Origin of the sequence: Staphylococcus argenteus (assembly GCF_000236925.1) — a bacterium.
GTDB lineage: Bacteria > Bacillota > Bacilli > Staphylococcales > Staphylococcaceae > Staphylococcus > Staphylococcus argenteus.
Map to the genome: position 1 here is coordinate 1,434,139 of NC_016941.1, position 23,704 is coordinate 1,457,842.

The following is a 23,704-nucleotide window of genomic DNA, read 5'->3' on the forward strand; positions in this document are numbered from 1 at the left end:
CCTATTTTTAAAAAACAGACAAATTTCCACAATGAAAATTTGTCTGACTGATAGAATAATCGAATGATATACATATACCTTCTAATCATTAAACTTATCGTTTAAACACTTTATGACTCGATCAATTATTCCAAATTTTTATTCCCTTGCAGCTTTTTGTTTCTTTTTGTAGTAATAGACCGGTATTCCTAAAGCAGTAATTAATATCCCAATAATCGCTAGAATAAACTGAGTAAATAACGTATTTATTAAAACAAAACTACCCGCTAATATAGCAATTAAAGGTATGATTGGATATAGAGGTACTTTATACGGTCGTTCCATATTTGGTTCTCGTTTTCTTAAAATAATTACTGCAACAAAAGACATACAATAGAATAACCAAATTACAAAAATCAACATGTTCGTAATCGTATCAAATGCGCCCATTGACATCATGATGATTGCAATTATAAGTTGTATAATTGCTCCAAACCAAGGTGCACCTGATTTTGTTAATTTTGCAAACAAGTGGCTAAATGGTAATAACTTTCTTTCAGCCATGGCATATGGCACACGCATACCAGTCATTGTATATCCATTTATCGTACCGTAAACAGAAATTAAGATACCAATTGTAATAATTTTACCGCCATATTCACCAAATAATATTTTTGATGTATCAGATGCTGCATTTAAGTTTCCAGCAAGTGATTCAATTGGAAGTGTTAATAAAAATGTTGCATTAATTAATAAGTAAACTGCCATAATACAACCGATACCTACTGAAATAGCTAATGGTAAATCTCGCTTAGGTTTTTTTAGTTCACCTGCAACATTTCCGACATGAATCCAACCATCATATGCAAACATTGTAGCTAATAAACCACTACCAATTGCTGTAAAAAAGCCATTTCCAGAATTACCAGTAGATGGAATTAATGAAAATGTGATATCTCCAGATTGGAAAATACCGAATATAACAATGACGATAATTGGGATAAGTTTAATTACTAATGTTACAGATTGTAAAATACCACCTGCTTTAGATCCCAAGAAATTAATCAACACTATAGATAATGCAGAAGCGATAGCTATAGGTATTAACATACTTGATGATAAATGGAATAAATTAATTAATTGTGTCGCAAAAACAATAGCGAGGGCTGCGACGTTTGCTGGAAAATATATAAATGATTGCGCCCATCCTGAAAGGAATCCCCAGAAATCACCGTATGTATATTCTATATACTTCGTTAAGCCACCTGTTTCAGGGATTGCAGCAGCAAGTTCTGCTGCTGTTAACCCTGCACAAATGGTAGTGATGCCGCCTAGGAACCATACAAATAAGGCCATTCCTGCTGTTCCTGTTACTTCTGTTACGTTTGAAATTTTAAAGAATACACCTGAACCAATTACTGTGCCCATTACGATTGCAAACGCTGAGAAGAAACCTATATTTTTTTGTAATTCTTTACCATTTGACATAATTACACCTCATTTTTAAGATTGAAAGTTTTAACCTACCACACCCTTACTTGTATCCGCGATATTTAGTCCATGTTCAATGACACCAGAAACTCTAGTTAAGTCAACATTCCCTCCTGAAACTAACGCAACGACATTTTTACCCTCTAGCCATTTTTTATCAATTTTCCCACTTAAAATAGCTGCTGTAGGTAATGCCCCAGCACCCTCAGTAATGATTTTGGCACGTTGCATTAAATCTTGCATAGCATGTTCTATTTCCTCTTCTGATACAAGAATAAATTCATCTACTAAATGTTTTACTACTTCATAAGTTTTTTCGCCTGGTACTTTTACATCACAACCATCTGCAATTGTGCTATCTTCACGATGTTCAGTTAAATCTCTCTTATAGAATGACTCTGCCATTCCATGCACATTTTCAGCTTGAACACCGATAATATGAATTGATGGATTGAAAGATTTTAACGCGGTGGCAATACCTGCAATTAGTCCGCCTCCACCAACTGGAACGATTACAGTATTTACATTCCAAATATCATCTAATATTTCAAGTCCAATCGTACCTTGTCCTGCCATGACAAATTTATCATCATAAGGATGAACAATAGTCATTCCGTTTTCTTTTGCTAATTCTTCCATATAAAGTCTAGTTTCATTAAAGTTTTTACCTTTTAAGATGACTTTTGCGCCATACCCTTTGGTAGCATTCTGTTTAGCAATAGGTGCCGTTTCTGGCATAACTATCGTTGCATCAATACCTAATAATTTTGCTGTCAAAGCTACGCCTTGTGCATGATTTCCGGCTGATGCACCAATAATACCTTTAGCTTTCTGTTCATCTGTTAAATGGTTAATTTTATTACTTGCACCTCTAAATTTAAATGAACCTGTGAATTGCATGTTTTCAAGTTTTAAAAACACATTACCTTTAGTGATATTTTGACTTAAATACATTGATTTAATTAAAGGTGTTCGGCGAATGAATGGTTTAATACATGCTTTTGCTTCTTCGATATCTCCTAAACTTACAATGTGTGCTGTTTGTAATGCTACAGTGTTGGTTGTCATAATAATTACATCCTTCCGTTTTGTAAATTTTTAGTCCAAATATTGCTCATTTATTTAAAAATTCATTTCACTCTTTTTTCCATTACAAATTTTTTATTCAATAACACTTAAAATATCTTTAAAATCAAGGTCATGAGATGTTGCTAATCCTTTGTTAGTCACTTGACCTTTATATATATTGATACCAGTACTTAACGCTTCGTTATCTTTAATGGCTTGTTCCAAACCTTTGTCACAAATTTCTAAAATATAATCAATATTTCCTTGTGCTAATGCCATAGTTGAAGTTCTTGGTACAGCGCCTGGTTGATTAGGAACACCGTAGTGAATTACGCCTTCTTCTTCATATACTGGATCAGAAATTGTAGTAGGTTTAATTGTTTCTATGGTTCCGCCTTGGTCAATAGCTATGTCGATTAATACTGATCCTTTTTTCATTGATTTGACCATTTCACGAGTAACTAATTTCGGTGGTTTTGCACCAGGAATTAAAATTGTAGAAATAAATACATCTGCTTTTTTAATTTGCTCTGCTAAATTTTCTGGTGTTGATTTAACAACTGTGACATCTTTATCTGCATACATTTCTTCTAAACATTTAATACGATCATCATTTAACTCGATAATAATAACTTTGGCATTCAATCCTAATGCAACATTTGCTGCATTCGTTGCTGCAACTCCGCCACCGAAGATGACATATGTACTTCCTGGAATATCAACATTTTCATGCACGCCTGTTACTAAAGTACCTTGACCACCATGTTGTGCTTCAGAGTAATAAGCTCCCATAATAGCTGAACGTTGCCCTGCTATAGCACTCATTGGCGCTAATAATTCAGCTTTGCCATTTTTGACAATCGTTTCACCACTTATAGCCGTTACACCGACTTCTTGCATTTTTTCAACAATATTTTTAGAAGATGCTAGATGTAAAAATCCCCAAATTATTTGATTTTCCTTAAAATATTGATATTCACTTTCATGTGGTTCTTTTACCTTTATAACTAAATCTGCTTCCCATGCCTGCTCATGACTGACAATCGAAGCGCCTTCTTGTTCATACATTTCGTTTGAAAATCCGGATCCAATGCCAGCATTATTTTCAACAATTACTTTATGACCTGCATCCGTTAACTTACGCACATTTTCTGGTGTGCAAGCTACACGTCCTTCGCCTTGTTTTAATTCTTTAACTACTGCTACTAACATTTGAAACACTCCTCTTTATATTTGTGAATAATTTCACAATAATTTTATCTATCGGTTATGCATATGTAAATACCATTAATTAATTATTCATAATTTATCTATAATTTGTTATGAAATATTTAATATAATATTCTTATTTATAAATATAATGTGCAATTATACCATTTAGTTAAACTCTTTCCCTCTATATAATTTATAGTTGTATTTATACATTGCCTCAAATTCCAAATATTTAAATCTGATTTATTTTTGATTAAAGTTGTAACTATTATACTTAATAGGTGTTAAGTAAATAATTTTCCGACCATTAAAATTAGATAATGTACTATCTTTTTGAATTGCTTTCTCCGAAGTTACTGAATAAAAAAATGACAACTTCCAACCATCGTAGTTAGAAATTGTCATTTAATATTTATTGTTTATTCCATCAAATACTTCATTATGTTTAAAAATGTGTTGAAAGATATTTACCAGACACATGTAATTCATGCTCGCTACAAATTGATAATATATGGTTCAATGTCGTAGCAAATGACATCTGTTCAAATAATGATTTACTGTCTACTGGCACTTCAGTATGAATCTCTGCAAGACGTTTTGATAAATATAGTTCTTCTATGTTGTCATTTATTTTATTTCGTTGTCCAGCCGATAAGTCTTCTAAATTTTCAACTACATTTTCAACACTTTGATACTGTTGAATTAATTTGACTGCTGTTTTCTCACCAATACCTTTAACTCCAGCATATCCATCAGCTGTATCACCCATAAATGCTTTAATATCAATCAGTTGTTTAGGTTGTAGTTGATATTCTTCAGTAAATCGATTTAAAGTATAACGATTATAAATATTGAAACCTTTTTTGATTAACCACACTTCAACATTGTCGTTAATACATTGGAGTAAATCTCTATCACCAGTAATAATATAGACATTATTATTAACTGAATATTGTTGTGCTAATGTCCCTATTACATCATCTGCTTCATAATTTTTAACACCAATATTTACAAAACCAAATTGTTCAGAAATTTCCTTAACATAATCAAATTGTGGGATTAACTCTTCAGGTGGAGCTGAACGGTTTTGTTTGTAGCCGTCAAACATATCATTTCTAAATGTTGATTGTCCCATATCCCAACATACAGCAACATGCGTTGGTCTTATTTCATGTATGGCTGAAAAGATATGACGCACAAATCCTTGTATACCATTAGTAGGTACACCTTGTGAATTATACATAAATTGTTTATGAAGACTTGTGGCATAAAAATGTCTAAATAATAACGCCATTCCATCTACAAGTAATATTTTATTTGGCATTTAAAACGGTCCTTCTTTCTTAATATATAATTGTTTCAAGTTCTTTATGTTTAACTTTTAATTGATTGATAAGTGAGCTATCTAAATCAAATGCTAATAAATCATTCACTTGTGTTTGAATATTATCTTCAATAATTTTAAATTGCAATTCAGCCTCACTAGCCATCTGCTTAACATAATCTTCAAGCTGCTGCCTTAATAGTCCTAATTGTGGTTGTAATAATTCAACTGTACTTTGACAAATCAATTCATGAATCTCTCTTTGTCCATTTAGATTTAAAATTTTACGTTTCGTTAGTTGTTTTGGCAGCGCATTAAGCATATCATTTAAATCAATATGCAATAATGGTTGTTCCACAACAGTTGGTTCAAATTTAAATTGAGGATTAATAATCACATGTAATTGCGCTAATTGCTGAATAATTGGTGCAATTTGATTATCAAGTTGTGTATTGAAATATTTTTTTATACGTTCTGTAATTAAAGATTGCTCTAAAAATAGGCGTTGATGAATTTGATCTAAATAAATTTTTGATGAAATTTTCTTTTCATCGTTAAAATCACTATTTTGCGTCATCTGTGAATTAAATACTGATTTCACGTCATCTAATAATTGCAGTTTCAATCGCGAATTTAAATGATAAACTTGTTCTTCAACTTCATTATCCGTACGTTGTATAGTTGCATCAATTAGCTGATGTTGCAATCTTTGCTTATCTTTATACGTTACCAACTTTTCCTGACGACGTGTAATTTCTGCTTTATTTGTTTCAAATTCGTTAATCATCTCAACGTACGAATGATCAATTTGTTGTAATTGATGAATCATTTGTTGCTCTAAAATTAATTTTGATTCTACATCTACAAAATGCTGAATACTATCTTTTAGTTGATTAATACCTAAATCTGAAGTTCTAAGAGCTTCTCGACTCGAAACAGCGAAAATGTCTGAATGTAAGTTAACTTGACTTAATGCATCAGATACATAATTTTTAACCGCTTCAAGATCATCTTCATTTTCAGCTAAATCTGAAGCGTTAATAACCATTTTAAATGCTTGATTCTCATTAAGTTGGTTCATATCCTTCATATGTTCAATAAACGCTTTGTCATTATCTGTAAATGAATGATTAAAATAGCTCACATATAAAATTAAGTCTGATGAAGTTAAAATTTGTTCAGTTTCATTTGTATGTCTTTGGTTATTAGAATGTAAACCTAATGAATCTACTATAATTTTTCCTTTTAACCAATCATGCATTAATGCAATATGCACTGTTTTAACAAAAGTTGCGTATTCATCTTCTGCACTCCATTTTTTTAATTCTTGCTGGTTTATGGCATGCTTTTCACTAATATTCAACATTTCCTCATACATTTTATAATGTTTTTCAATCGCTTGAATAAAAGCCAGTTGATTCTTATTTAATTGTTGTTTTAATTTTTCTAAATCTGAATTGAAAAAGTCTTCAAAAGTCGTAAATGACTTACGATGATACTCGACTACTGCATTAATCTCGTTTAACAACTGTTCTTTAGATTTCAAAGTAATATAACTTTCATCACCATAAGATATTTCTGTTGTAGCTGCAGTAGTAGGATTTGGAGAACTCACTAAAATATGTTCACCAAGTAACGCATTGATTAAACTACTTTTACCAGCACTAAATGTTCCAAATACACCAATCTTTATTAATTTATTGTCTAATCTTGTTAATGTATCACGTATATCTTGCTTCGTCCGATTAAATAAAGGTATTTCTGAAATAATATCAAGCCCTTTTTGAATATCGATTGAAGTCTCTGTCGCAGTTAGCCTTTGATTGATTTGTTGATGTCCTGTTTTAATATGAGCTTTTTCCGAAGCTAAGTTATATGTCGTTTCTTGTCTACCAATCAACTTATCCAAAGATTCATCTAAATGGATATAATAATGACGATAATTTCTAGTAGTTAATGACTGACGTAATTCACTTAATTCGGTATAACGTTGATATTCTTTCAAATCTTCATTTTCTTCAGAAGGTAACTCATCTGCTTGTACATTCATAATGATTTCATTAAAAATTGGCGTAGATTGTTGCTCTACATATTTTTTTATCGCTTTAACTACTTCATCTGAAAAGGTTAAAACATACGTATTGCTAATAGATGTTTGAGGTTGATATAAGCTTCCAATCATTTTCGGGTCGATTTCATAATGTTGATTCAACACTTGATCTGCCGCCTCTTTTTTATTAATGAAACGTGTTACGAAGGACATGTCTTCACGCATCGGTTGGCGTATTTGTTGATTGACATATTGTTGCAATGCATCTATTGCTCTATCAAGACGCTGTTGTTGAATTTGTTGTTTTTTCTTCTTTTTATTAAAAAGTCCACCAACATTAAAATCTTGAGACATACTTTCTAAATAGCTACGTAACATTTCACGCATATCGTGAGGCATAATATATGCATTTTCTAAAATATTTTTACGCTTATTCTTTAAAAATGTCATTAATTCATCTGGATTATTTAAAAGTTGTGCTTCTTCACTTACAGCTTGATGTTGCTGACTGTTTAAAAAAGCTTGTTCGAATTCATCTTCTTCAATGCCTAAATCTTCTAATACATCTTGAATTTCGGATTGAATATAATCAAGTTGTGCTTCAGTAATATAATCAACGGTTCTTGCAGTATAATCTCCAATTGTTTCTCTATGTTGATCTAAAGAAACAAGATAATTAGATAACGCTTCAAGTTCATTTTCAGGATGATCAAATTTTGAAACGTAAAATGTTCGTGCTAATTTAATATCCCAATCTGCAATTGACTTTTCAACACGCGCTTTAAATGTATCAAATGATAATTCTTCATCTTGATGTTTATCTATTTGATTGATTATAAATACCACTGGAATACCTACATCATTAATGTGTTTCATAAACTTGAAATTGAGCTCAGATTGCACATGATTGTAGTCAACAGTATAAAACAGCATATTACTCGTATACATATACTGCTCAGTAATAGATTGATGTGATGCGACATTAGAATCGACACCTGGTGTATCTTGTAATGTAAATCCATTGTTAAATTTAGTTGATTGAAAATTAATTTCTACAGATTCAACGTCGACATTTTGACGATTCATTTCTCTTACTTCATCATAATTTGATAGTTTGGCATATGTTTGATTTGGTAAGTTAGCTATAATGTCGTTGTTATCAGACACTGAGACAATAGCTGTATTACTCGTTGTTGGTACAGGTGAACTTGGTAAAATATCTTGTTCAATAAGTAAATTAATTAATGTAGATTTACCTGCTGAAAAATGACCAACAAATGATAATGTATATTGCTGTAAATAAACTTTCTTAATAACTTGATTTATTGTATGTAAAAGTGCATCATTTTGCGACTTTTCAACTTCTTTTTTCAATTTATATAAAAGATCTAATTGTTCTTTATTAATCATGTTACTTTCCCCTTTGATTCGTTCACATATAGATACTTTTTTGTTAATCATGACGTATAACAATGAATAATGATCAACAATAAAATAATAATCCTTCACGCATAACGTTATGTATAAATTTTATCATAGCTATTTAATAAAACCTACGAATAATCAATATTATGCTTACAATCCCATTCGAATTTTCATTTTCCAAAAAAACACAAATCAATTTTAAATTTTTCCAAAAAATAAATTTTGTCACAGTTTGTTCACACACGTCACAGAATTGACACCGTATAATAGCCAAGTGGGAGGGAAACATGAAAAATACATTTAATCCATTACAGAGATTGCATTTCTATGCAGCATTATTTATCGCCCCGTTGTTAATCACATTAACCATTTCGGGCATTGGTTATCTATTTTTTCCAGAAGTTGAAAATAACATCTATAAAAATGAATTTTTCGGCGATAGCGATATTAAAACACATCAAACATTAAACGATGCGGTTCATCAAGTTGAACGTAAATATGAAGGTTTCTTTGTCAGTAAAGTTAGTGTAATGGCAGAACCTTACAATAATCGAATCACAATTAGTGATATGGCAGGAAATCAAAGATATGTCTTTTTAGATCAGAATAATCAAATTGTTGCTGATCAAAATGCTAAACATACGTATTCAAATGTCATGCGGAATATACATAGTTCACTTTTCACTGAAAACACAATCATAAATTACTTGGTTGAGTTAACTGCATGTTGGACTATATTTATGATTCTATCTGGTACGTATTTGCTCATTAAAAAGCATTTGATATCAAATAGAAGTAAATCACTTCGTTGGCAAAAATGGCATGCAATACTTGGCATGATTATTGCAATTCCAGTATTCATTTTAGTCTTAACTGGATTGCCATGGTCTGGTTTTATGGGTAGTAAAATAGCGGGATTGATGGAAACAAATGGTAATCTTGGTCAATCTGAACTATCAATAAATCCACCTAAGTCCGACCTGAATGAGTTACCTTGGGCTACCCGTAAAAATAAGCAACCAGCGTCATCTGAAAAGAGCTCAAATAGTCACCATGGCGGAATGACAATGCCTCAGACAAAATTAGATCATCAAATTTCAATTGATAAAGTTGTCACTAACGCGCAAAAATCAGGAATTAAAAAGCCATTTTCAATAGTTTACCCTAGTGATAAAAACGGCACATTTATTGTTTCTAATACGAGTAACTCTGGCGTGACTGGGCTAGATGTATCACCATACGACGAAAAAACACTTTACTTCGATCAGTATAGTGGCAAAAAACTTGGTACAATTAAATATGATGATTATGGTATTATTGCTAAATGGTTTACTTGGGGCATTCCACTTCATGAAGGTCATTTATTTGGCGTTTTAAATAAAATCATTAATTTACTTGTTTGTATTGCTTTATTAGTTGCTATTAGCATGGGTTTTGTATCGTGGATCAAACGTACAAAAAATGCTTCTGTAAAATTACCACATCGCGTCAAAAAACCAGTATCATTAACTTTAGTTATCTTCTTAGTAATATTAGGATTGTTAATGCCTTTATTCGGATTATCACTAATTCTGGTATTTTTATTAGAGTTAATTTTGTATATTAAAGATCGAAAAACTAAGCAATAATATATTCAAGCTTAAAATTCGAACCAAAGCAATAGCGGGAGCTTTTCGTCAGTCAAACTTAATAAAAATGCAAAATTAAAAGCATCTAAAACGTATTTTTAGGTCGAAATTATTAGACCTTTATTACGTAATAGATGCTTTTTTATTAATTCATATGCATGTCATGAATTTTCATCATTAAACCATGAGGAACATCATCATGTTGAACGACTTCTTGTTTATAAAATGTCTTGCCTTCATCTTTAGAGACAAGTTTAACAAAGTCTCCTTTTTTCGGCTTAAAACTATCAGCTGGTTTTACCTTTATATTATGTTTTACTAAGCCATCTTTTTCACTGACAACTTTTTCTGCATTCATGTTGCTGTTCATGTAACCATAGTATGTCGTTTTTTGACTTGAAAAAATCATTAAACATACTACAGCAATACCAATAACTACTAAAGTAATTGATAAACCTAGACCCATTTTTTTACCCATTTTAAACTCCTCCACTTTACCGTAAATGCATATATTCATACCTATAGCTTCATAAAAAATGACTGTTGTACACCATGACAAACATTTTAGTTATCGATCGTTTTACGTTCAGCCTTTTTACCCCAATATTGATAATACGTACATTCAATATAGCCATTAAATAATTTACGTCGTTTTGTTGCTTTACGATCTACTAAATATTCAAATTCTTTATTACTTGTTAAAATATATGTTGATAAATAAGGATGTTGTTTCATTAATTTGCCGATATAACGATACATTTCTTCAACTTCTTCACGGTCACCTATACGTTCACCATAAGGTGGATTTCCAATTAATGCCACCGGTTCTTCCGTATCGATTGTTAAAGTATTGACGTCTTTAACACTAAACTTAATTATATCTGCTAAACCAACTTCTTCGGCATTTCGTTTTGCAATTTCAACCATTTCTGGATCAATATCAGAAGCATATACTTGAATTTCTTTATCATAGTCTGCCATTTTATCTGCTTCATCTCTATAATCATCATAAATATTTGCCGGCATGATGTTCCATTGTTCTGATACAAATTCACGATTAAATCCAGGTGCAATATTTTGTGCAATTAGACAAGCTTCAATGGCAATTGTTCCTGATCCACAAAACGGATCAATTAATGGTGTATCACCGTTCCAGTTTGCAAGTCGAATTAAACTAGCTGCTAATGTTTCTTTAATAGGTGCTTCACCTTGTGCTAACCTGTAGCCACGTCTGTTTAAACCTGACCCTGATGTGTCGATAGTCAGTAATACATTATCTTTTAAAATAGCAACTTCAACTGGATACTTTGCACCTGATTCATTTAACCACCCTTTTTCATTATACGCACGCTTTAAACGCTCAACGATGGCTTTCTTAGTTATTGCCTGACAGTCAGGCACACTATGTAACGTTGATTTAACACTTCGTCCTTGAACTGGGAAATTACCTTCTTTGTCTATAATTGATTCCCATGGTAATGCTTTGGTTTGTTCGAATAATTCATCAAACGTTGTTGCATTAAAGCGACCAACTACTATTTTGATTCTATCAGCCGTACGTAACCATAAATTAGCTTTTACAATTGCACTTGCATCCCCTTCAAAAAAGATACGACCATTTTCAACATTTGTTTCATAGCCTAATTCTTGTATTTCTTTTGCAACAACTGCTTCTAATCCCATCGGACAAACTGCAAGTAATTGAAACATATATGATTCTCCTTTTACACAGGTATTTTATTCTTAATTAATGTTCATAAATTATTTATCATAACAACTTATCAATTCGCTGTATCCATTTTAATTTGATATAAAATAAGGCATTGCCATTATAACAAGACATACCATTCATTTTAAGTGTTCTTTTCATGAAAAAAGCTCTCCATCATCTAGGAGAGCTAAACTAGTAGTGATATTTCTATAAGCCATGTTCTGTTCCATCGTACTCATCACGTGCACTAGCCACACTGGTACTCAGGTGATAACCATCTGTCTACACCACTTCATTTCGTGAAGTGTGTCTCGTTTATACGTTGAATTCCGTTAAACAAGTGCTCCTACCAAATTTGGATTGCTCACTCGAGGGGTTTACCGCGTTCCACCTTTTACATTTCTATAAAAGCTACGTCACTGTGGCACTTTCAAACTACTCTATCCATATCGAAGACTTAGGATATTTCATTGCCGTCAAATTAATGCCTTGATTTATGGTTTCATCAAGCACGAACACTACAATCATCTCAGACTGTGTGAGCATGGACTTTCCTCTATTTAAAATAGCGATTACCCAAAATATCACTTTTAAAATTATAACATAGTCATTATTAGTAAGACAGTTAAACTTTTGTATTTAATAATTATTTACCAAATACAGCTTTTTCTAAGTTTGAAATACGTTTTAATATATCTACATTATTTGATGATGCATTTGTTGTTGTATTATTTGAAGAAAAACTTTTATTATCTTGAGGTCTAGATGTTGCTACACGTAGTCTTAATTCTTCTAATTCTTTTTTAAGTTTATGGTTCTCTTCTGACAATTTTACAACTTCGTTATTCATATCGGCCATTTTTTGATAATCAGCAATAATGTCATCTAAAAATGCATCTACTTCTTCTCTTCTATAGCCACGAGCCATTGTTTTTTCAAAATCTTTTTCGTAAATATCTTTTGCTGATAATTTCAATGAAACATCTGACATTTTTTCCACCTCATTAGAAACTTTGATCTTCAGACCACTGTAAGTCATTGATGAATACTGTTAATTCATCGAACGTCACAATATCACAAGTATAGTTTGTTTTTTCCATAAAATCAACTAACATCTGCTTGAAGAACTTAGGGCTAGCCTCTTGTTCCTCATCATAAATGAGCAACGTTTGATCTGAATGTTCAAGCATAAATTGATCTGCTTGTTTAAATTGAAAAGGACCTTGATACGGGGTATGAAAAATACTATCAACATAATCTGCATGCTTAATAATATTGGCATACTTGCTTTGATTATGTTCATTCCACTTTTCGGTATGTCCTTGAAACGGCGTAATGACCGCAAACTTTAACGATTCATACGTTTTTTGAAGCTCAATTACCACTTCAGCAGTCCATAATTCTATACCCATTTGCCCTTGAATTAACACCCATTCTAACCCTTCATCTAACAATTGTTCGATTTTATGCTTAATAAATTGTTTTAAATAATGTACTTCAGGTGCGTCGTCTTTAAAAATATTTAATTCGAATGATTTATAACCTGTCACATATACCGTTTTAACCATAGATACCCTCTTTAACTAAGCCATCTAAAATGTTTTGCAAATCATATTGAACACTTTTCAACTTTTCAATAAATAACTTTCTGCTCGTTCGTTTAAAATGACACTCAACAGACAATTGTTCAATGTTCGAAATCAATAATTCAAATTTTCTTTGATTCATATAAGGTACTTGAATAATTAATTCACGATGCAATTTCAATTTATTTAATAGCCCATCAATTTGAACTGTATATGGTTTTACAATTTGATAAAAATCATGATCTTGTTGTTGTGATTTAACATGTTCAAAATATTGTTGCATGTTGTTAACTTCATAAATAAGTGCTTTGACTATATCATTCATGAGGACGCCTCCTACATTTTTAAATTTATCACAATATACTACTTTAGTCATGTTTTAAGACTTTAATTGATTTTAAATTTTTATATTTCAAAAATAGTCAACTTGCATACCAAGTTAATCCAAAAACTTCCTATATAAATGGTGATTTTTATAACTAAACCAATTACAGTAAAATAATTGAAAATATATATTTGTGTGAGACAGCTTTGAAATATTGAATAGATTTTAGTGGTTTCGATGACGATATATTAACAATAAGTTTCAAAAAACTCGCTTTAAATATTAATTTTTATTACCAAATCTTTTACAAAGTATAAATTCATGTGTAAATTTCCAACAATAACGGTAAATGTATTATAATAATATTGTGTTAATGTCGAAATCACGTTAAAATAAGCTTTGGTGTATTGTGTCTTTCGCATTTATACTAATTTAAGTTTGGTGTTTTACTATAATGTTGTGTATAATGAACATCGTTTACTACCAAACTTGTGTGGTGAAATTTATGAATTATCCAAATGGTAAACCATATCGTAAAAATAGTGCTATAGACGGAGGGAAAACACCCCCTGCCTTTAGTAATATTGAATACGGTGGACGTGGTATGTCACTTGAAAAAGATATCGAACAATCAAATTCGTTTTATCTTAAAAGCGACATTGCTGTTATTCATAAGAAACCTACTCCTGTACAGATAGTTAATGTTAATTATCCAAAACGGAGTAAAGCTGTGATTAATGAAGCATATTTTCGTACACCTTCAACAACTGATTATAATGGCGTTTACCAAGGTTATTATATTGATTTTGAAGCAAAGGAGACTAAAAACAAAACTTCCTTTCCTTTAAACAATATCCATGACCACCAAGTCGAACATATGAAAAATGCATACCAACAAAAAGGTATTGTCTTTTTATTGATTCGTTTTAAAACGCTAGATGAAGTTTATCTTTTACCTTATTCAAAATTCGAAATATTTTGGAATAGATACAAGGATAATATTAAAAAATCTATAACAGTTGATGAAATACGAAAAAATGGTTACCATATTCCTTATCAGTATCAACCAAGATTAGACTATCTAAAAGCAGTTGATAAGTTGATATTAGATGAAAGTGAGGACCGCGTATGACGGAAAACAAAGGATCTTCTCAGCCAAAGAAAAATGGGAACAATGGCGGGAAATCCAATTCAAAAAAGAATAGAAATGTGAAGAGAACGATTATTAAGATTATTGGCTTCATGATTATTGCATTTTTCGTTGTTCTTTTACTAGGTATCTTATTGTTTGCTTATTATGCTTGGAAAGCACCTGCTTTTACCGAAGCTAAATTACAAGACCCAATTCCTGCAAAAATATATGACAAGAATGGTGAACTTGTTAAGACATTAGATAATGGTCAAAGACATGAGCACGTTAATTTAAAAGATGTGCCAAAATCAATGAAAGACGCAGTGTTAGCAACTGAAGACAATCGTTTCTACGAACATGGTGCGCTAGATTATAAACGTTTGTTTGGTGCGATTGGTAAGAACTTAACAGGTGGATTTGGTTCTGAAGGTGCTTCAACATTAACACAACAAGTTGTTAAAGATGCATTTTTATCTCAACATAAGTCTATCGGACGTAAAGCACAAGAAGCTTACTTATCATATCGTTTAGAACAAGAATATAGTAAAGATGATATATTCCAAGTATATCTGAACAAAATTTACTATTCTGATGGTGTAACTGGCATTAAAGCTGCTGCTAAGTATTACTTCAACAAAGATTTGAAAGATTTAAACTTAGCTGAAGAAGCATATTTGGCAGGCTTACCTCAGGTTCCAAACAATTATAATATTTATGATCATCCTAAAGCCGCTGAAGACCGTAAAGACACTGTTTTATACTTAATGCATTATCATAAACGCATTACTGATAAACAGTGGCAAGAAGCTAAGAAAATCGATCTTAAAGCGAATTTAGTTAATCGTACTAAAGAAGAACGTCAAAACATTGATACAAATCAAGATTCTGAGTATAACTCTTACGTTAACTTTGTAAAATCTGAATTAATGAACAATAAAGAGTTCAAAGATGATAATTTAGGTAATGTTTTACAAAGTGGTATCAAGATTTATACAAATATGGATAAAGATGTTCAAAAAACATTACAAAATGATGTTGATAACGGTAGCTTCTACAAGAATAAAGACCAACAAGTTGGTGCAACAATTCTTGATAGTAAAACTGGTGGTTTAGTTGCCATCTCTGGTGGACGCGATTTCAAAGATGTCGTTGACAGAAACCAAGCAACAGACCCTCATCCTACTGGTTCATCTTTAAAACCATTCTTAGCGTATGGTCCTGCCATTGAAAATATGAAATGGGCAACTAACCATGCGATTCAAGATGAATCTTCATATCAAGTTGAAGGTTCTACATTTAGAAACTACGATACTAAGAGTCATGGTACAGTTTCAATTTATGATGCTCTTCGTCAAAGTTTCAATATTCCAGCATTAAAAACTTGGCAATCAGTTAAGCAAAACGCTGGAAGCGACGCTCCTAAGAAATTCGCAGCAAAATTAGGATTGAATTATGATGGCGAAATCGGACCTTCAGAAGTACTTGGTGGTTCTGCATCAGAATTCTCACCTACACAATTAGCATCAGCATTTGCTGCAATTGCTAACGGTGGTACTTATAACAATGCTCACTCAATTCAAAAAGTAGTGACACGTGACGGCGAAACTATTGAGTACGATCACACTAGCCATAAAGCTATGAGTGATTACACAGCTTATATGTTAGCTGAAATGTTAAAAGGTACGTTCAAACCTTATGGTTCTGCATATGGTCATGGTGTATCTGGCGTAAATATGGGTGCCAAAACTGGTACTGGTACTTACGGTGCAGAAACTTATACACAGTATAATCTACCTGACAACGCAGCGAAAGACGTATGGATAAATGGCTTTACTCCTCAATACACTATGTCAGTGTGGATGGGCTTCAGTAAAGTTAAACCATATGGTGAAAATTCATTTGTTGGACATAGCCAACAAGAATATCCACAATATTTATACGAAAATGTAATGTCTAAAATCTCTTCTAGAGATGGCGAAGACTTCAAACGTCCAAGCTCAGTAAGTGGTAGCATTCCATCAATTAATGTTTCTGGCAGTCAAGATAACAACACTACAAATCGTAGCACACACGGTGGTAGTGACACGTCAGCAAACAGTAGTGGTACTGCTCAATCTAATAGTAATAACTCTAGATCACAACAATCAAATAATAGCGGCGGAATTACAGGGTTATTTAATAACTAATCCAATTCCCGCACATCAAAAAAACCTCGGTTACACCAAAATTACGGTGTAGCTGAGGTTTTTTGATTATATGATAAATTTTTCATGCATTAGTTTTATTATTACGTCTACTTCTTGATAGTTCAAAAATAAAACCACCCTACTATTCAATAAAAGAACTACTCTTTTGAACGATAGCTTTAATTTTTTGTAGATGGATCTTTTAGATAAATTTTCTGATTTTAATTACCTCATAGGTGTAGGACAGAAGTGATAATTTAATAAGGTCATTTAAAATCTATTCTATGCTTTTTTATTTTTTATTCTTGTTTGATAACTCGCGTTCATTTTAATTATTTCTATTATAAATGTTTTCATTTGTCGATATCCCATAAAATGATATTTACGCTCAATCATATAATCATATCTTTCTTTAAAATTCATAGGAACGACTGGATAGTCATCTAGATTATTAAAGTCAATATCATCACTAATTCCATTAATTTGCATAAAATATGCAATGATTTTTTCATGATATTCATCCAAATATGGCTTCGCTTCATCAGAACCTAATTTTTTATTTTTAGCAAAAATATCAATAGTGGCTTCTAGTGCTTGAAAATCCTCTTTTGTTAAATTAGTCATCATATCACGCTTCTTTCAAACTAGCTTTATAACGTTTTTGTCCTTCTCTACAATCATCTAACAACGGACATATATCACATTTAGGTTTACGAGCTAAACAATGGTATCTACCAAAGAAAATTAATTGGTGATGGCTTCTATTCCATCTATCTCTAGGTATTATAGAGCATAAACGATCTTCTACTTGACGTACATTGTCTTTCCAACGATTAATACCCAAACGTTTTGATACTCGTTCTACATGAGTATCTACTGCTAATGACGGCTCTCCAAACGCTACACTCATAACTACATTCGCAGTTTTGCGACCGACACCTGCTAAACTTTCTAATTCTTTATGTGTTTGTGGTATTTCACCATTATATTGATCAAGAAGTGATTGGCAAAGTTTTTTAATATTTTTAGCTTTATTACGATATAAGCCAATAGAACGAATATCATTCATAAGTTCTTCATCACTTACTGCTAAATAATCTTCTGGCGTTTTATATTTTTTAAATAACTCATTAGTCACCCTATTTACAAGGACATCTGTACATTGTGCAGATAATAATACTGCAATAGTCAACTCGAATGGATTATCATGTTTCAATTCACATTCTGCATCCGGAAACATATTCGCTATTATATCAATCATTTCTAAAGCTTTTTTCTTACTTACCATCAAGGTTCTCTCCATTTAACCAATCAAATTTTGGCACCGATTTAACGGTATGTGTCATTTTTGGTTTATTAAATTTTTCACGTATTTTTCTAGAATCATCAATGGTTTTCACATTATTTTTCTTCCAATTTAGTAAAATACGATCCATATATTTAAAACTAAGTTTATTTAAGCTATTCGCTTCATCTAAAGCAGCTTGAATAATTGTTGTATCATGCTTATCCACATCAATCCATTGATTTAATGTTTCAATTTCAAATGGAGATAAAGGTCTAGCAAAAGTATCTTCTAAAATTCTAAATAGTTGTTTGAACTTTTCTTTATTATCTTGTACTTTCGTATCCATACTTTGTTGCTTTAAAATCTGGCTTAACTTTTCAAAAAATGGATCAAGATTCATATATTCAGTAAACTTACCTTCTTCGTCTTTTTGAACTTGTAATTCAAGCAATTCACGCTGTATTAAATTCTGAATGACTGCAGTAACATCACGCGGTTGCATTGTTGAACCTTTTTGCAATAATTCTATTGAAGGCTGTTTATTTGAAGTTTCGGAAGCATAAATCAATTTGAGCAAAATAACTAAATCTTGCTCATCTAAACCTAATTCACTGTAATGGTCTAACAATTCTCTTCGAATCACTACAGGTCTTGTTTTCAATTGATATTTATCCATGTTATTGCCTCCTTTAAATTAAATCATTACTTATTAGTATAAATCATTTTCTTTAATTATCGACTAAAATGCTTACTATATATAAAATTATTAAAGTAAAACTACCATTATAAAATTTATATATCTCCTGAAATGAAAAAATAAGAAAAAATAGTCATCAAGTGGAACATTGATTCAATTTGAACTAACATAAATTAATGAAAAACTAAGCACAAATCGCCCAGCCATTTAACAATAGACTGGACGATTCCTTTAATAGTTAGAAAATAAACTTTCAATTCATTTATTGAATATTATGGGTATAAACGGTTTAATAATCTTGGGAATGGTGCCGTTTCACGAACATGTTCTACACCAGAAATCCAAGCAACTGTGCGTTCTAAACCTAAACCAAAACCACTATGTGGTACGCTACCATATCGACGTAAGTCTAGATAGTAACTATATGCTTCTTCATCTAAGCCGTGCTCTTTAACGCGTTGTTCTAATAATTCTAAATCATCTACACGTTCAGATCCACCAATTATTTCACCATACCCCTCTGGAGCAATTAAGTCTGCACATAATACAGTTTCTTCATTTTCAGGATTTGGTTGCATGTAGAATGGTTTAATCTTAGTTGGATAATTTGTAATAAATACTGGTAAATCATAATGATTTGCAATGGCTGTTTCATGTGGTGCTCCAAAGTCTTCACCCCATTCGATATCATCAAATCCTTCTGCTTTTAAGAATTCGATTGCATCGTCATATGAAATTCTAGGGAATGGCGTAGCAACTTTTTCAAGTTTTGAAGTATCACGCTCTAAAATTTTCAATTCAAGTTTACAATTTTCTAAAATTGATTTAACAACATGTGTCACATATTGTTCTTGAATTTCTAAACTTTCAGCATGATTTGTGAATGCCATTTCACCTTCAATCATCCAGAACTCAATTAAGTGTCTACGTGTTTTAGATTTCTCAGCTCTGAAAGTCGGACCAAATGAAAATACCTTTCCATGAGCCATTGCAGCAGCTTCTAAGTATAACTGACCACTTTGTGATAAAAATGCATCTTGATCAAAGTATTTAGTATGGAATAATTCACTCGTACCTTCTGGTGCACTTGCAGTTAAAATCGGTGGATCAACTTTAGTAAATCCATCGTTATTGAAAAATTCATAAGTAGCACGAATAATTTCATTTCTAATTTTCATTACAGCATGTTGCTTTTTAGAACGTAACCATAAGTGACGGTGATCCATTAAAAATTCTGTACCATGATTTTTAGGTGTAATAGGATAATCGTGTGCCTCAGATATCACTTCAATTGATTTCACTTGCATTTCATATCCTAAGTCAGAACGATTATCTTCAGTAATTGTACCTGTTACATAAAGAGATGATTCTTGTGTAATTTCTTTCGCAAGTTTAAAAACCTCTTCATCAACTTCTGATTTAACTACTACACCTTGCATAAATCCAGTACCATCACGTAGTTGTAAAAAGGCAATTTTACCACTTGAACGTTTATTTGTTAGCCAAGCACCAATTGTAACGTCTTGGTTTAAATGATCTTTCGCTTGTTTAATCGTTGTTTTCATAACCATTCTCCTATTTATTTTTTCGTTATACAATACTCATTCATTTTAACAAAATACGCTTTCAAGTTCTAGAACTACACATAAAGATAACGTGTAAATGGTAATGATTTACGTACAGACTTTTAATAAAATATACAAAAATGATTCTATTATCTTTTTTTGCAATTATATTCTTTAAGTCCTGATACATATCTAATTATAAAACAATGGATTTAAACAATATTTTCTTCAGCATCTTTATGAATTCACATTATAAGTACTCAAACTTAACCACAAAATCCTCGTAACATGATGAAATTGATAACATGTTACGAGGATTTTATAATTTATATTACTTTTTCTTTTTTTGAATTTGTCTTAATAACTTTCCAAACTGCTGAATGTCGCCTTTTTTCTGACGATAATTTTCTAAAGTCTGTTCAAAGAAATTTTTGTAATTACTGTTAATTAATCGATCGTCAAACGACACTATAACGCCTCGATCATTTTCATTTCGTATTAATCGTCCAAGGCCTTGTCTAAATCGAATGACCGCGTCTGGTAACACATATTCTTTAAATGTTGATGTGAATTCTGAATCCATTAACCAATATTTCGCATTATGTTTATTCATAAACGGCAATTTAGCAATCATGACACACTTAATTCCATTTGCTTGGAAATCAAAACCTTCAAAAAATGTTGATGTACCTAGTAAAATAGCTTTGTCAAAATTATTAAATTGTTGTACTATTTTATAATTTTGGTTCTGCTGCTGCGTTAAAACAACATAATCTTCAAATTCAGGTAATTCATTTAACATATCTTGTACCATATGCATCATTTTATAACTTGTAAATAACACTAAACATTTTGATGCAGTAATTGACGTATATTCTATAATATAACTCACTATGGACGCTACATATTCATCTATATTTTTATATTGATAAGATGACACATCACTTGGAATAAATACACTTGTATTTTTCGAACTTTGTAAAGATGTGTTTACTTCAAATGTATTAAAATGAACATCTTTGTTAAATAAGTGTTTAAATGCATCAAATGAATGGTTGAATTTTAAAGTACCAGAAATAAAAATTAAAGATTTGAATTTTTCAAGTACTTGTTTAGTTAATACGTCTTTCACAGCATAGTCTTTAACATATAAACGAATTGTTGATTTTTGTGATAAATTTTTAATCGAAATAAAACTCGTATGACCTGCTTTCAAGCTTTGTTCAATATTTTTAAATTTATCTTTTAAATATAATAATTGCTTACGTAAAGACTTAACTGTTTTATGACTGATACCGTTAAAAATTTCTAAAGTTTTATTAAGTTTGTCAATAATCGCATGTAAGTCTTTTAAAATATCTTTCGATTCAAAAGTAAAAACATTATGGAATCTATGAATATCATCATCATAAACTTCAGAATCATTAACAATTTTATAGATTGTCGAGAACAACTGTTCATTCAACTCATGAATTTCATTCATACTCGCTTTTAATCCAAATATATCGATAGGTGCTATATCTAATTTTTCCAAAATCCGTTGTTTTTCTAATTGATCAATTGCTTTTAATAATTTTTCATTTTCATTTTTACCAATCAATCCAAGCTGATATTTAACATCTGCATAACTTAATTCATTAGTCACTTGGTTTAATGCATAATCCGGTAATCGATGTGCTTCGTCTACTATGCAATCATCAAATAATTGATAGATTGAATTTTCTGCATCTGAATGTATTAAATGCGCGTGGTTTGTTATACCAATTTGAATATTTTGTGCATTTCGTTTAATAAAATTATAATAATGAACATCATGACGTGCCGGTACATACGTTTCAATTTTCTGGTCAAAATACATTTTTTGACCACCTTTTAAATTCAACTCTTGAATATCACCAGATGGTGTTTCAGTAATCCATATTAATAATTGCATTTTTAAAATGCCAACTTCATAATTACTAGTTTCATCTTTTAAAATTTGACTAATTAGTCCTAATGAAATGTAATCGCTCTTACTTTTAATTAATAAGGCGTTAATTTTAAATTTCAATGCCTCATTCATCGCAGGAGTATCTTTCTCTAACAATTGACTTTGCAATAATTTAGTATTCGTTGATATCATTACATGCTTACCAGTTTCAATATTATACATTAAAGCAGCAAGTAAATATGCTAATGATTTACCACTACCTAATGAAGCTTCAATCATTGCTTTTTCACTATGCATTAATTGATCTAAAATTGTTTCTGCCAAGTATAATTGTTGCGGACGATAAGTTAATCCCATACGCTCTACAACTTTACTATATAACGATTTTAAACTTCCATTATAATTAGTTGTTGGCTTTTTCAAGTCTACTTGCTTACGATAAATAATCTGTTCAAATTTATCATAAGACTTATCCAATGGCTTAGCCTCATATTGCCTTACCATTTCAAAGAAAATATCATATAAATCATACTTCAATTGTTTACTTAAATAATACAACTGTTTTAAAGTATCAAGTGGTAACTTTTCAAATTTTTCAAAAGCTAAAATCATTAGTTTTGCAGTAGTAGCAGCATCTTCATCAGCTCGGTGTGCATTAGTTAATGTTATACCATGTGCTTCTGCTAACTCGCTCAATTGATAACTTTTATCTGTTGGAAAAGCAATTTTGAATATCTCTAACGTATCTATAACTTTTTTAGGACGATAATGAATGTTACAATCTTTAAACGCTTTTTTTATAAAATTCAAGTCAAAATCAACATTATGTGCGACAAATATACAATCTTTTATTTTATCGTATATTTCTTGAGCGACTTGGTTAAAATATGGCGCTTGTTGTAACATATTTTCTTCAATGGATGTTAATGCTTGAATAAATGGTGGAATTTCTAAATTTGTTCTAATCATCGAATGATATGTATCAATAATTTGATTATTACGCACAAACGTTATCCCAATTTGAATGATATCGTCAAAATCTAATTGGTTGCCTGTTGTCTCTAAATCGACAACGGCATAGGTTGCCATACCCATAGCTATCTCTCC

At 31.2% G+C, this 23,704-nt stretch carries 18 protein-coding genes and 1 other RNA gene; 3 read left to right on the forward strand and 16 right to left on the reverse strand.

The window, feature by feature from the left end; translation table 11 throughout:
* Positions 1-138 precede the first annotated feature (138 nt).
* From SAMSHR1132_RS06705 to SAMSHR1132_RS06725, 5 genes are all read right to left on the reverse strand, one after another.
* A complete protein-coding gene (locus SAMSHR1132_RS06705; protein WP_000064783.1) occupies positions 139-1,467 on the reverse strand; it encodes an APC family permease in 1,329 nt (442 codons plus the stop codon).
* 30 nt (positions 1,468-1,497) lie between these two features.
* Positions 1,498-2,538: a bifunctional threonine ammonia-lyase/L-serine ammonia-lyase TdcB gene (gene tdcB / locus SAMSHR1132_RS06710; protein ID WP_000210770.1), complete on the reverse strand. Its 1,041-nt coding sequence runs from the start codon at positions 2,536-2,538 to the stop codon at positions 1,498-1,500.
* Positions 2,539-2,631: 93 nt separating this feature from the next.
* Positions 2,632-3,750, reverse strand: a complete 1,119-nt coding sequence (locus SAMSHR1132_RS06715) for an alanine dehydrogenase (protein ID WP_000959441.1) — start codon at positions 3,748-3,750, stop codon at positions 2,632-2,634.
* A gap of 445 nt (positions 3,751-4,195) precedes the next feature.
* Positions 4,196-5,074: a 5'-3' exonuclease gene (locus SAMSHR1132_RS06720; RefSeq protein WP_001133027.1), complete on the reverse strand. Its 879-nt coding sequence runs from the start codon at positions 5,072-5,074 to the stop codon at positions 4,196-4,198.
* A gap of 19 nt (positions 5,075-5,093) precedes the next feature.
* Entirely contained in the window at positions 5,094-8,534 is a 3,441-nt protein-coding gene (locus SAMSHR1132_RS06725) for a dynamin family protein (RefSeq protein WP_000608484.1), read from the reverse strand.
* Between the two features lie 302 nt (positions 8,535-8,836).
* On the opposite strand from SAMSHR1132_RS06725, the gene SAMSHR1132_RS06730 reads away from it, so the two are divergent.
* Positions 8,837-10,177 (forward strand): PepSY-associated TM helix domain-containing protein, encoded by a 1,341-nt coding sequence (locus SAMSHR1132_RS06730; RefSeq protein WP_000799009.1) that lies wholly within the window; start codon positions 8,837-8,839, stop codon positions 10,175-10,177.
* 145 nt (positions 10,178-10,322) lie between these two features.
* On the opposite strand, the gene SAMSHR1132_RS06740 is transcribed toward SAMSHR1132_RS06730, so the two are convergent.
* The 6 genes from SAMSHR1132_RS06740 to SAMSHR1132_RS06760 form a co-directional block, all read right to left on the reverse strand.
* A complete protein-coding gene (locus SAMSHR1132_RS06740; RefSeq protein ID WP_000516805.1) occupies positions 10,323-10,655 on the reverse strand; it encodes a DUF4889 domain-containing protein in 333 nt (110 codons plus the stop codon).
* An 86-nt stretch (positions 10,656-10,741) separates the two neighbouring features.
* On the reverse strand, positions 10,742-11,887 hold the full coding sequence (locus SAMSHR1132_RS06745; RefSeq protein ID WP_000487136.1) for a THUMP domain-containing class I SAM-dependent RNA methyltransferase: 1,146 nt from the start codon (positions 11,885-11,887) through the stop codon (positions 10,742-10,744).
* 206 nt (positions 11,888-12,093) lie between these two features.
* Positions 12,094-12,472, reverse strand: an RNA gene (gene rnpB / locus SAMSHR1132_RS13795) — RNase P RNA component class B.
* A 62-nt stretch (positions 12,473-12,534) separates the two neighbouring features.
* Positions 12,535-12,879 carry a cell division regulator GpsB gene (gene gpsB, locus SAMSHR1132_RS06750; protein WP_001286318.1) on the reverse strand — a complete coding sequence of 115 codons (345 nt, stop codon included), beginning with the start codon at positions 12,877-12,879 and terminating at the stop codon, positions 12,535-12,537.
* Positions 12,880-12,892: 13 nt separating this feature from the next.
* Positions 12,893-13,456, reverse strand: a complete 564-nt coding sequence (locus SAMSHR1132_RS06755; protein ID WP_000241300.1) for a DUF1273 domain-containing protein — start codon at positions 13,454-13,456, stop codon at positions 12,893-12,895.
* On the reverse strand, positions 13,449-13,799 hold the full coding sequence (locus tag SAMSHR1132_RS06760) for a YppE family protein (RefSeq protein ID WP_000998125.1): 351 nt from the start codon (positions 13,797-13,799) through the stop codon (positions 13,449-13,451). The genes SAMSHR1132_RS06755 and SAMSHR1132_RS06760 overlap by 8 nt, the downstream gene beginning before the upstream one ends.
* A gap of 505 nt (positions 13,800-14,304) precedes the next feature.
* Between SAMSHR1132_RS06760 and recU the strand changes: the two genes are divergently transcribed.
* Both recU and SAMSHR1132_RS06770 read left to right on the forward strand, forming a co-directional pair.
* Complete coding sequence (recU, locus tag SAMSHR1132_RS06765) at positions 14,305-14,931, forward strand: Holliday junction resolvase RecU (protein ID WP_001108891.1); 627 nt, start codon at positions 14,305-14,307, stop codon at positions 14,929-14,931.
* Entirely contained in the window at positions 14,928-17,117 is a 2,190-nt protein-coding gene (locus SAMSHR1132_RS06770) for a transglycosylase domain-containing protein (RefSeq protein WP_000138337.1), read from the forward strand. The genes recU and SAMSHR1132_RS06770 overlap by 4 nt, the downstream gene beginning before the upstream one ends.
* A 282-nt stretch (positions 17,118-17,399) precedes the next feature.
* Here the strand turns inward: SAMSHR1132_RS06770 and SAMSHR1132_RS06775 are convergent, their stop codons facing one another.
* The 5 genes from SAMSHR1132_RS06775 to SAMSHR1132_RS06795 all read right to left on the reverse strand — a co-directional run bounded on the left by SAMSHR1132_RS06775 (position 17,400) and on the right by SAMSHR1132_RS06795 (position 23,692).
* Entirely contained in the window at positions 17,400-17,741 is a 342-nt protein-coding gene (locus SAMSHR1132_RS06775) for a YpoC family protein (protein WP_042355895.1), read from the reverse strand.
* A gap of 4 nt (positions 17,742-17,745) precedes the next feature.
* Positions 17,746-18,405 (reverse strand): endonuclease III, encoded by a 660-nt coding sequence (gene nth / locus SAMSHR1132_RS06780; RefSeq protein WP_000253763.1) that lies wholly within the window; start codon positions 18,403-18,405, stop codon positions 17,746-17,748.
* Positions 18,395-19,081 (reverse strand): DnaD domain-containing protein, encoded by a 687-nt coding sequence (locus SAMSHR1132_RS06785; RefSeq protein ID WP_000362226.1) that lies wholly within the window; start codon positions 19,079-19,081, stop codon positions 18,395-18,397. Before SAMSHR1132_RS06785 ends, nth begins: the two co-directional genes overlap by 11 nt.
* A 293-nt stretch (positions 19,082-19,374) precedes the next feature.
* Positions 19,375-20,667, reverse strand: a complete 1,293-nt coding sequence (asnS, locus tag SAMSHR1132_RS06790; RefSeq protein WP_000858781.1) for an asparagine--tRNA ligase — start codon at positions 20,665-20,667, stop codon at positions 19,375-19,377.
* A 331-nt stretch (positions 20,668-20,998) separates the two neighbouring features.
* A complete protein-coding gene (locus SAMSHR1132_RS06795) occupies positions 20,999-23,692 on the reverse strand; it encodes an ATP-dependent DNA helicase DinG (protein WP_000525062.1) in 2,694 nt (897 codons plus the stop codon).
* Between the last annotated feature and the right edge of the window lie 12 nt (positions 23,693-23,704).

Coding starts and splice junctions, on each gene's coding strand:
- SAMSHR1132_RS06740 (WP_000516805.1), bottom strand. CDS start 10,655: ATGGGTAAAAAAATGGGTCTAGGTTTATCAATTACTTTAGTAGTTATT.
- SAMSHR1132_RS06725 (WP_000608484.1), bottom strand. CDS start 8,534: ATGATTAATAAAGAACAATTAGATCTTTTATATAAATTGAAAAAAGAA.
- SAMSHR1132_RS06775 (WP_042355895.1), bottom strand. CDS start 17,741: ATGACTAATTTAACAAAAGAGGATTTTCAAGCACTAGAAGCCACTATT.
- SAMSHR1132_RS06795 (WP_000525062.1), bottom strand. CDS start 23,692: ATGGGTATGGCAACCTATGCCGTTGTCGATTTAGAGACAACAGGCAAC.
- gpsB (WP_001286318.1), bottom strand. CDS start 12,879: ATGTCAGATGTTTCATTGAAATTATCAGCAAAAGATATTTACGAAAAA.
- SAMSHR1132_RS06755 (WP_000241300.1), bottom strand. CDS start 13,456: ATGGTTAAAACGGTATATGTGACAGGTTATAAATCATTCGAATTAAAT.
- SAMSHR1132_RS06730 (WP_000799009.1), top strand. CDS start 8,837: ATGAAAAATACATTTAATCCATTACAGAGATTGCATTTCTATGCAGCA.
- SAMSHR1132_RS06745 (WP_000487136.1), bottom strand. CDS start 11,887: ATGTTTCAATTACTTGCAGTTTGTCCGATGGGATTAGAAGCAGTTGTT.
- recU (WP_001108891.1), top strand. CDS start 14,305: ATGAATTATCCAAATGGTAAACCATATCGTAAAAATAGTGCTATAGAC.
- SAMSHR1132_RS06760 (WP_000998125.1), bottom strand. CDS start 13,799: ATGAATGATATAGTCAAAGCACTTATTTATGAAGTTAACAACATGCAA.
- nth (WP_000253763.1), bottom strand. CDS start 18,405: ATGGTAAGTAAGAAAAAAGCTTTAGAAATGATTGATATAATAGCGAAT.
- SAMSHR1132_RS06715 (WP_000959441.1), bottom strand. CDS start 3,750: ATGTTAGTAGCAGTAGTTAAAGAATTAAAACAAGGCGAAGGACGTGTA.
- tdcB (WP_000210770.1), bottom strand. CDS start 2,538: ATGACAACCAACACTGTAGCATTACAAACAGCACACATTGTAAGTTTA.
- SAMSHR1132_RS06770 (WP_000138337.1), top strand. CDS start 14,928: ATGACGGAAAACAAAGGATCTTCTCAGCCAAAGAAAAATGGGAACAAT.
- SAMSHR1132_RS06720 (WP_001133027.1), bottom strand. CDS start 5,074: ATGCCAAATAAAATATTACTTGTAGATGGAATGGCGTTATTATTTAGA.
- SAMSHR1132_RS06705 (WP_000064783.1), bottom strand. CDS start 1,467: ATGTCAAATGGTAAAGAATTACAAAAAAATATAGGTTTCTTCTCAGCG.
- asnS (WP_000858781.1), bottom strand. CDS start 20,667: ATGAAAACAACGATTAAACAAGCGAAAGATCATTTAAACCAAGACGTT.
- SAMSHR1132_RS06785 (WP_000362226.1), bottom strand. CDS start 19,081: ATGGATAAATATCAATTGAAAACAAGACCTGTAGTGATTCGAAGAGAA.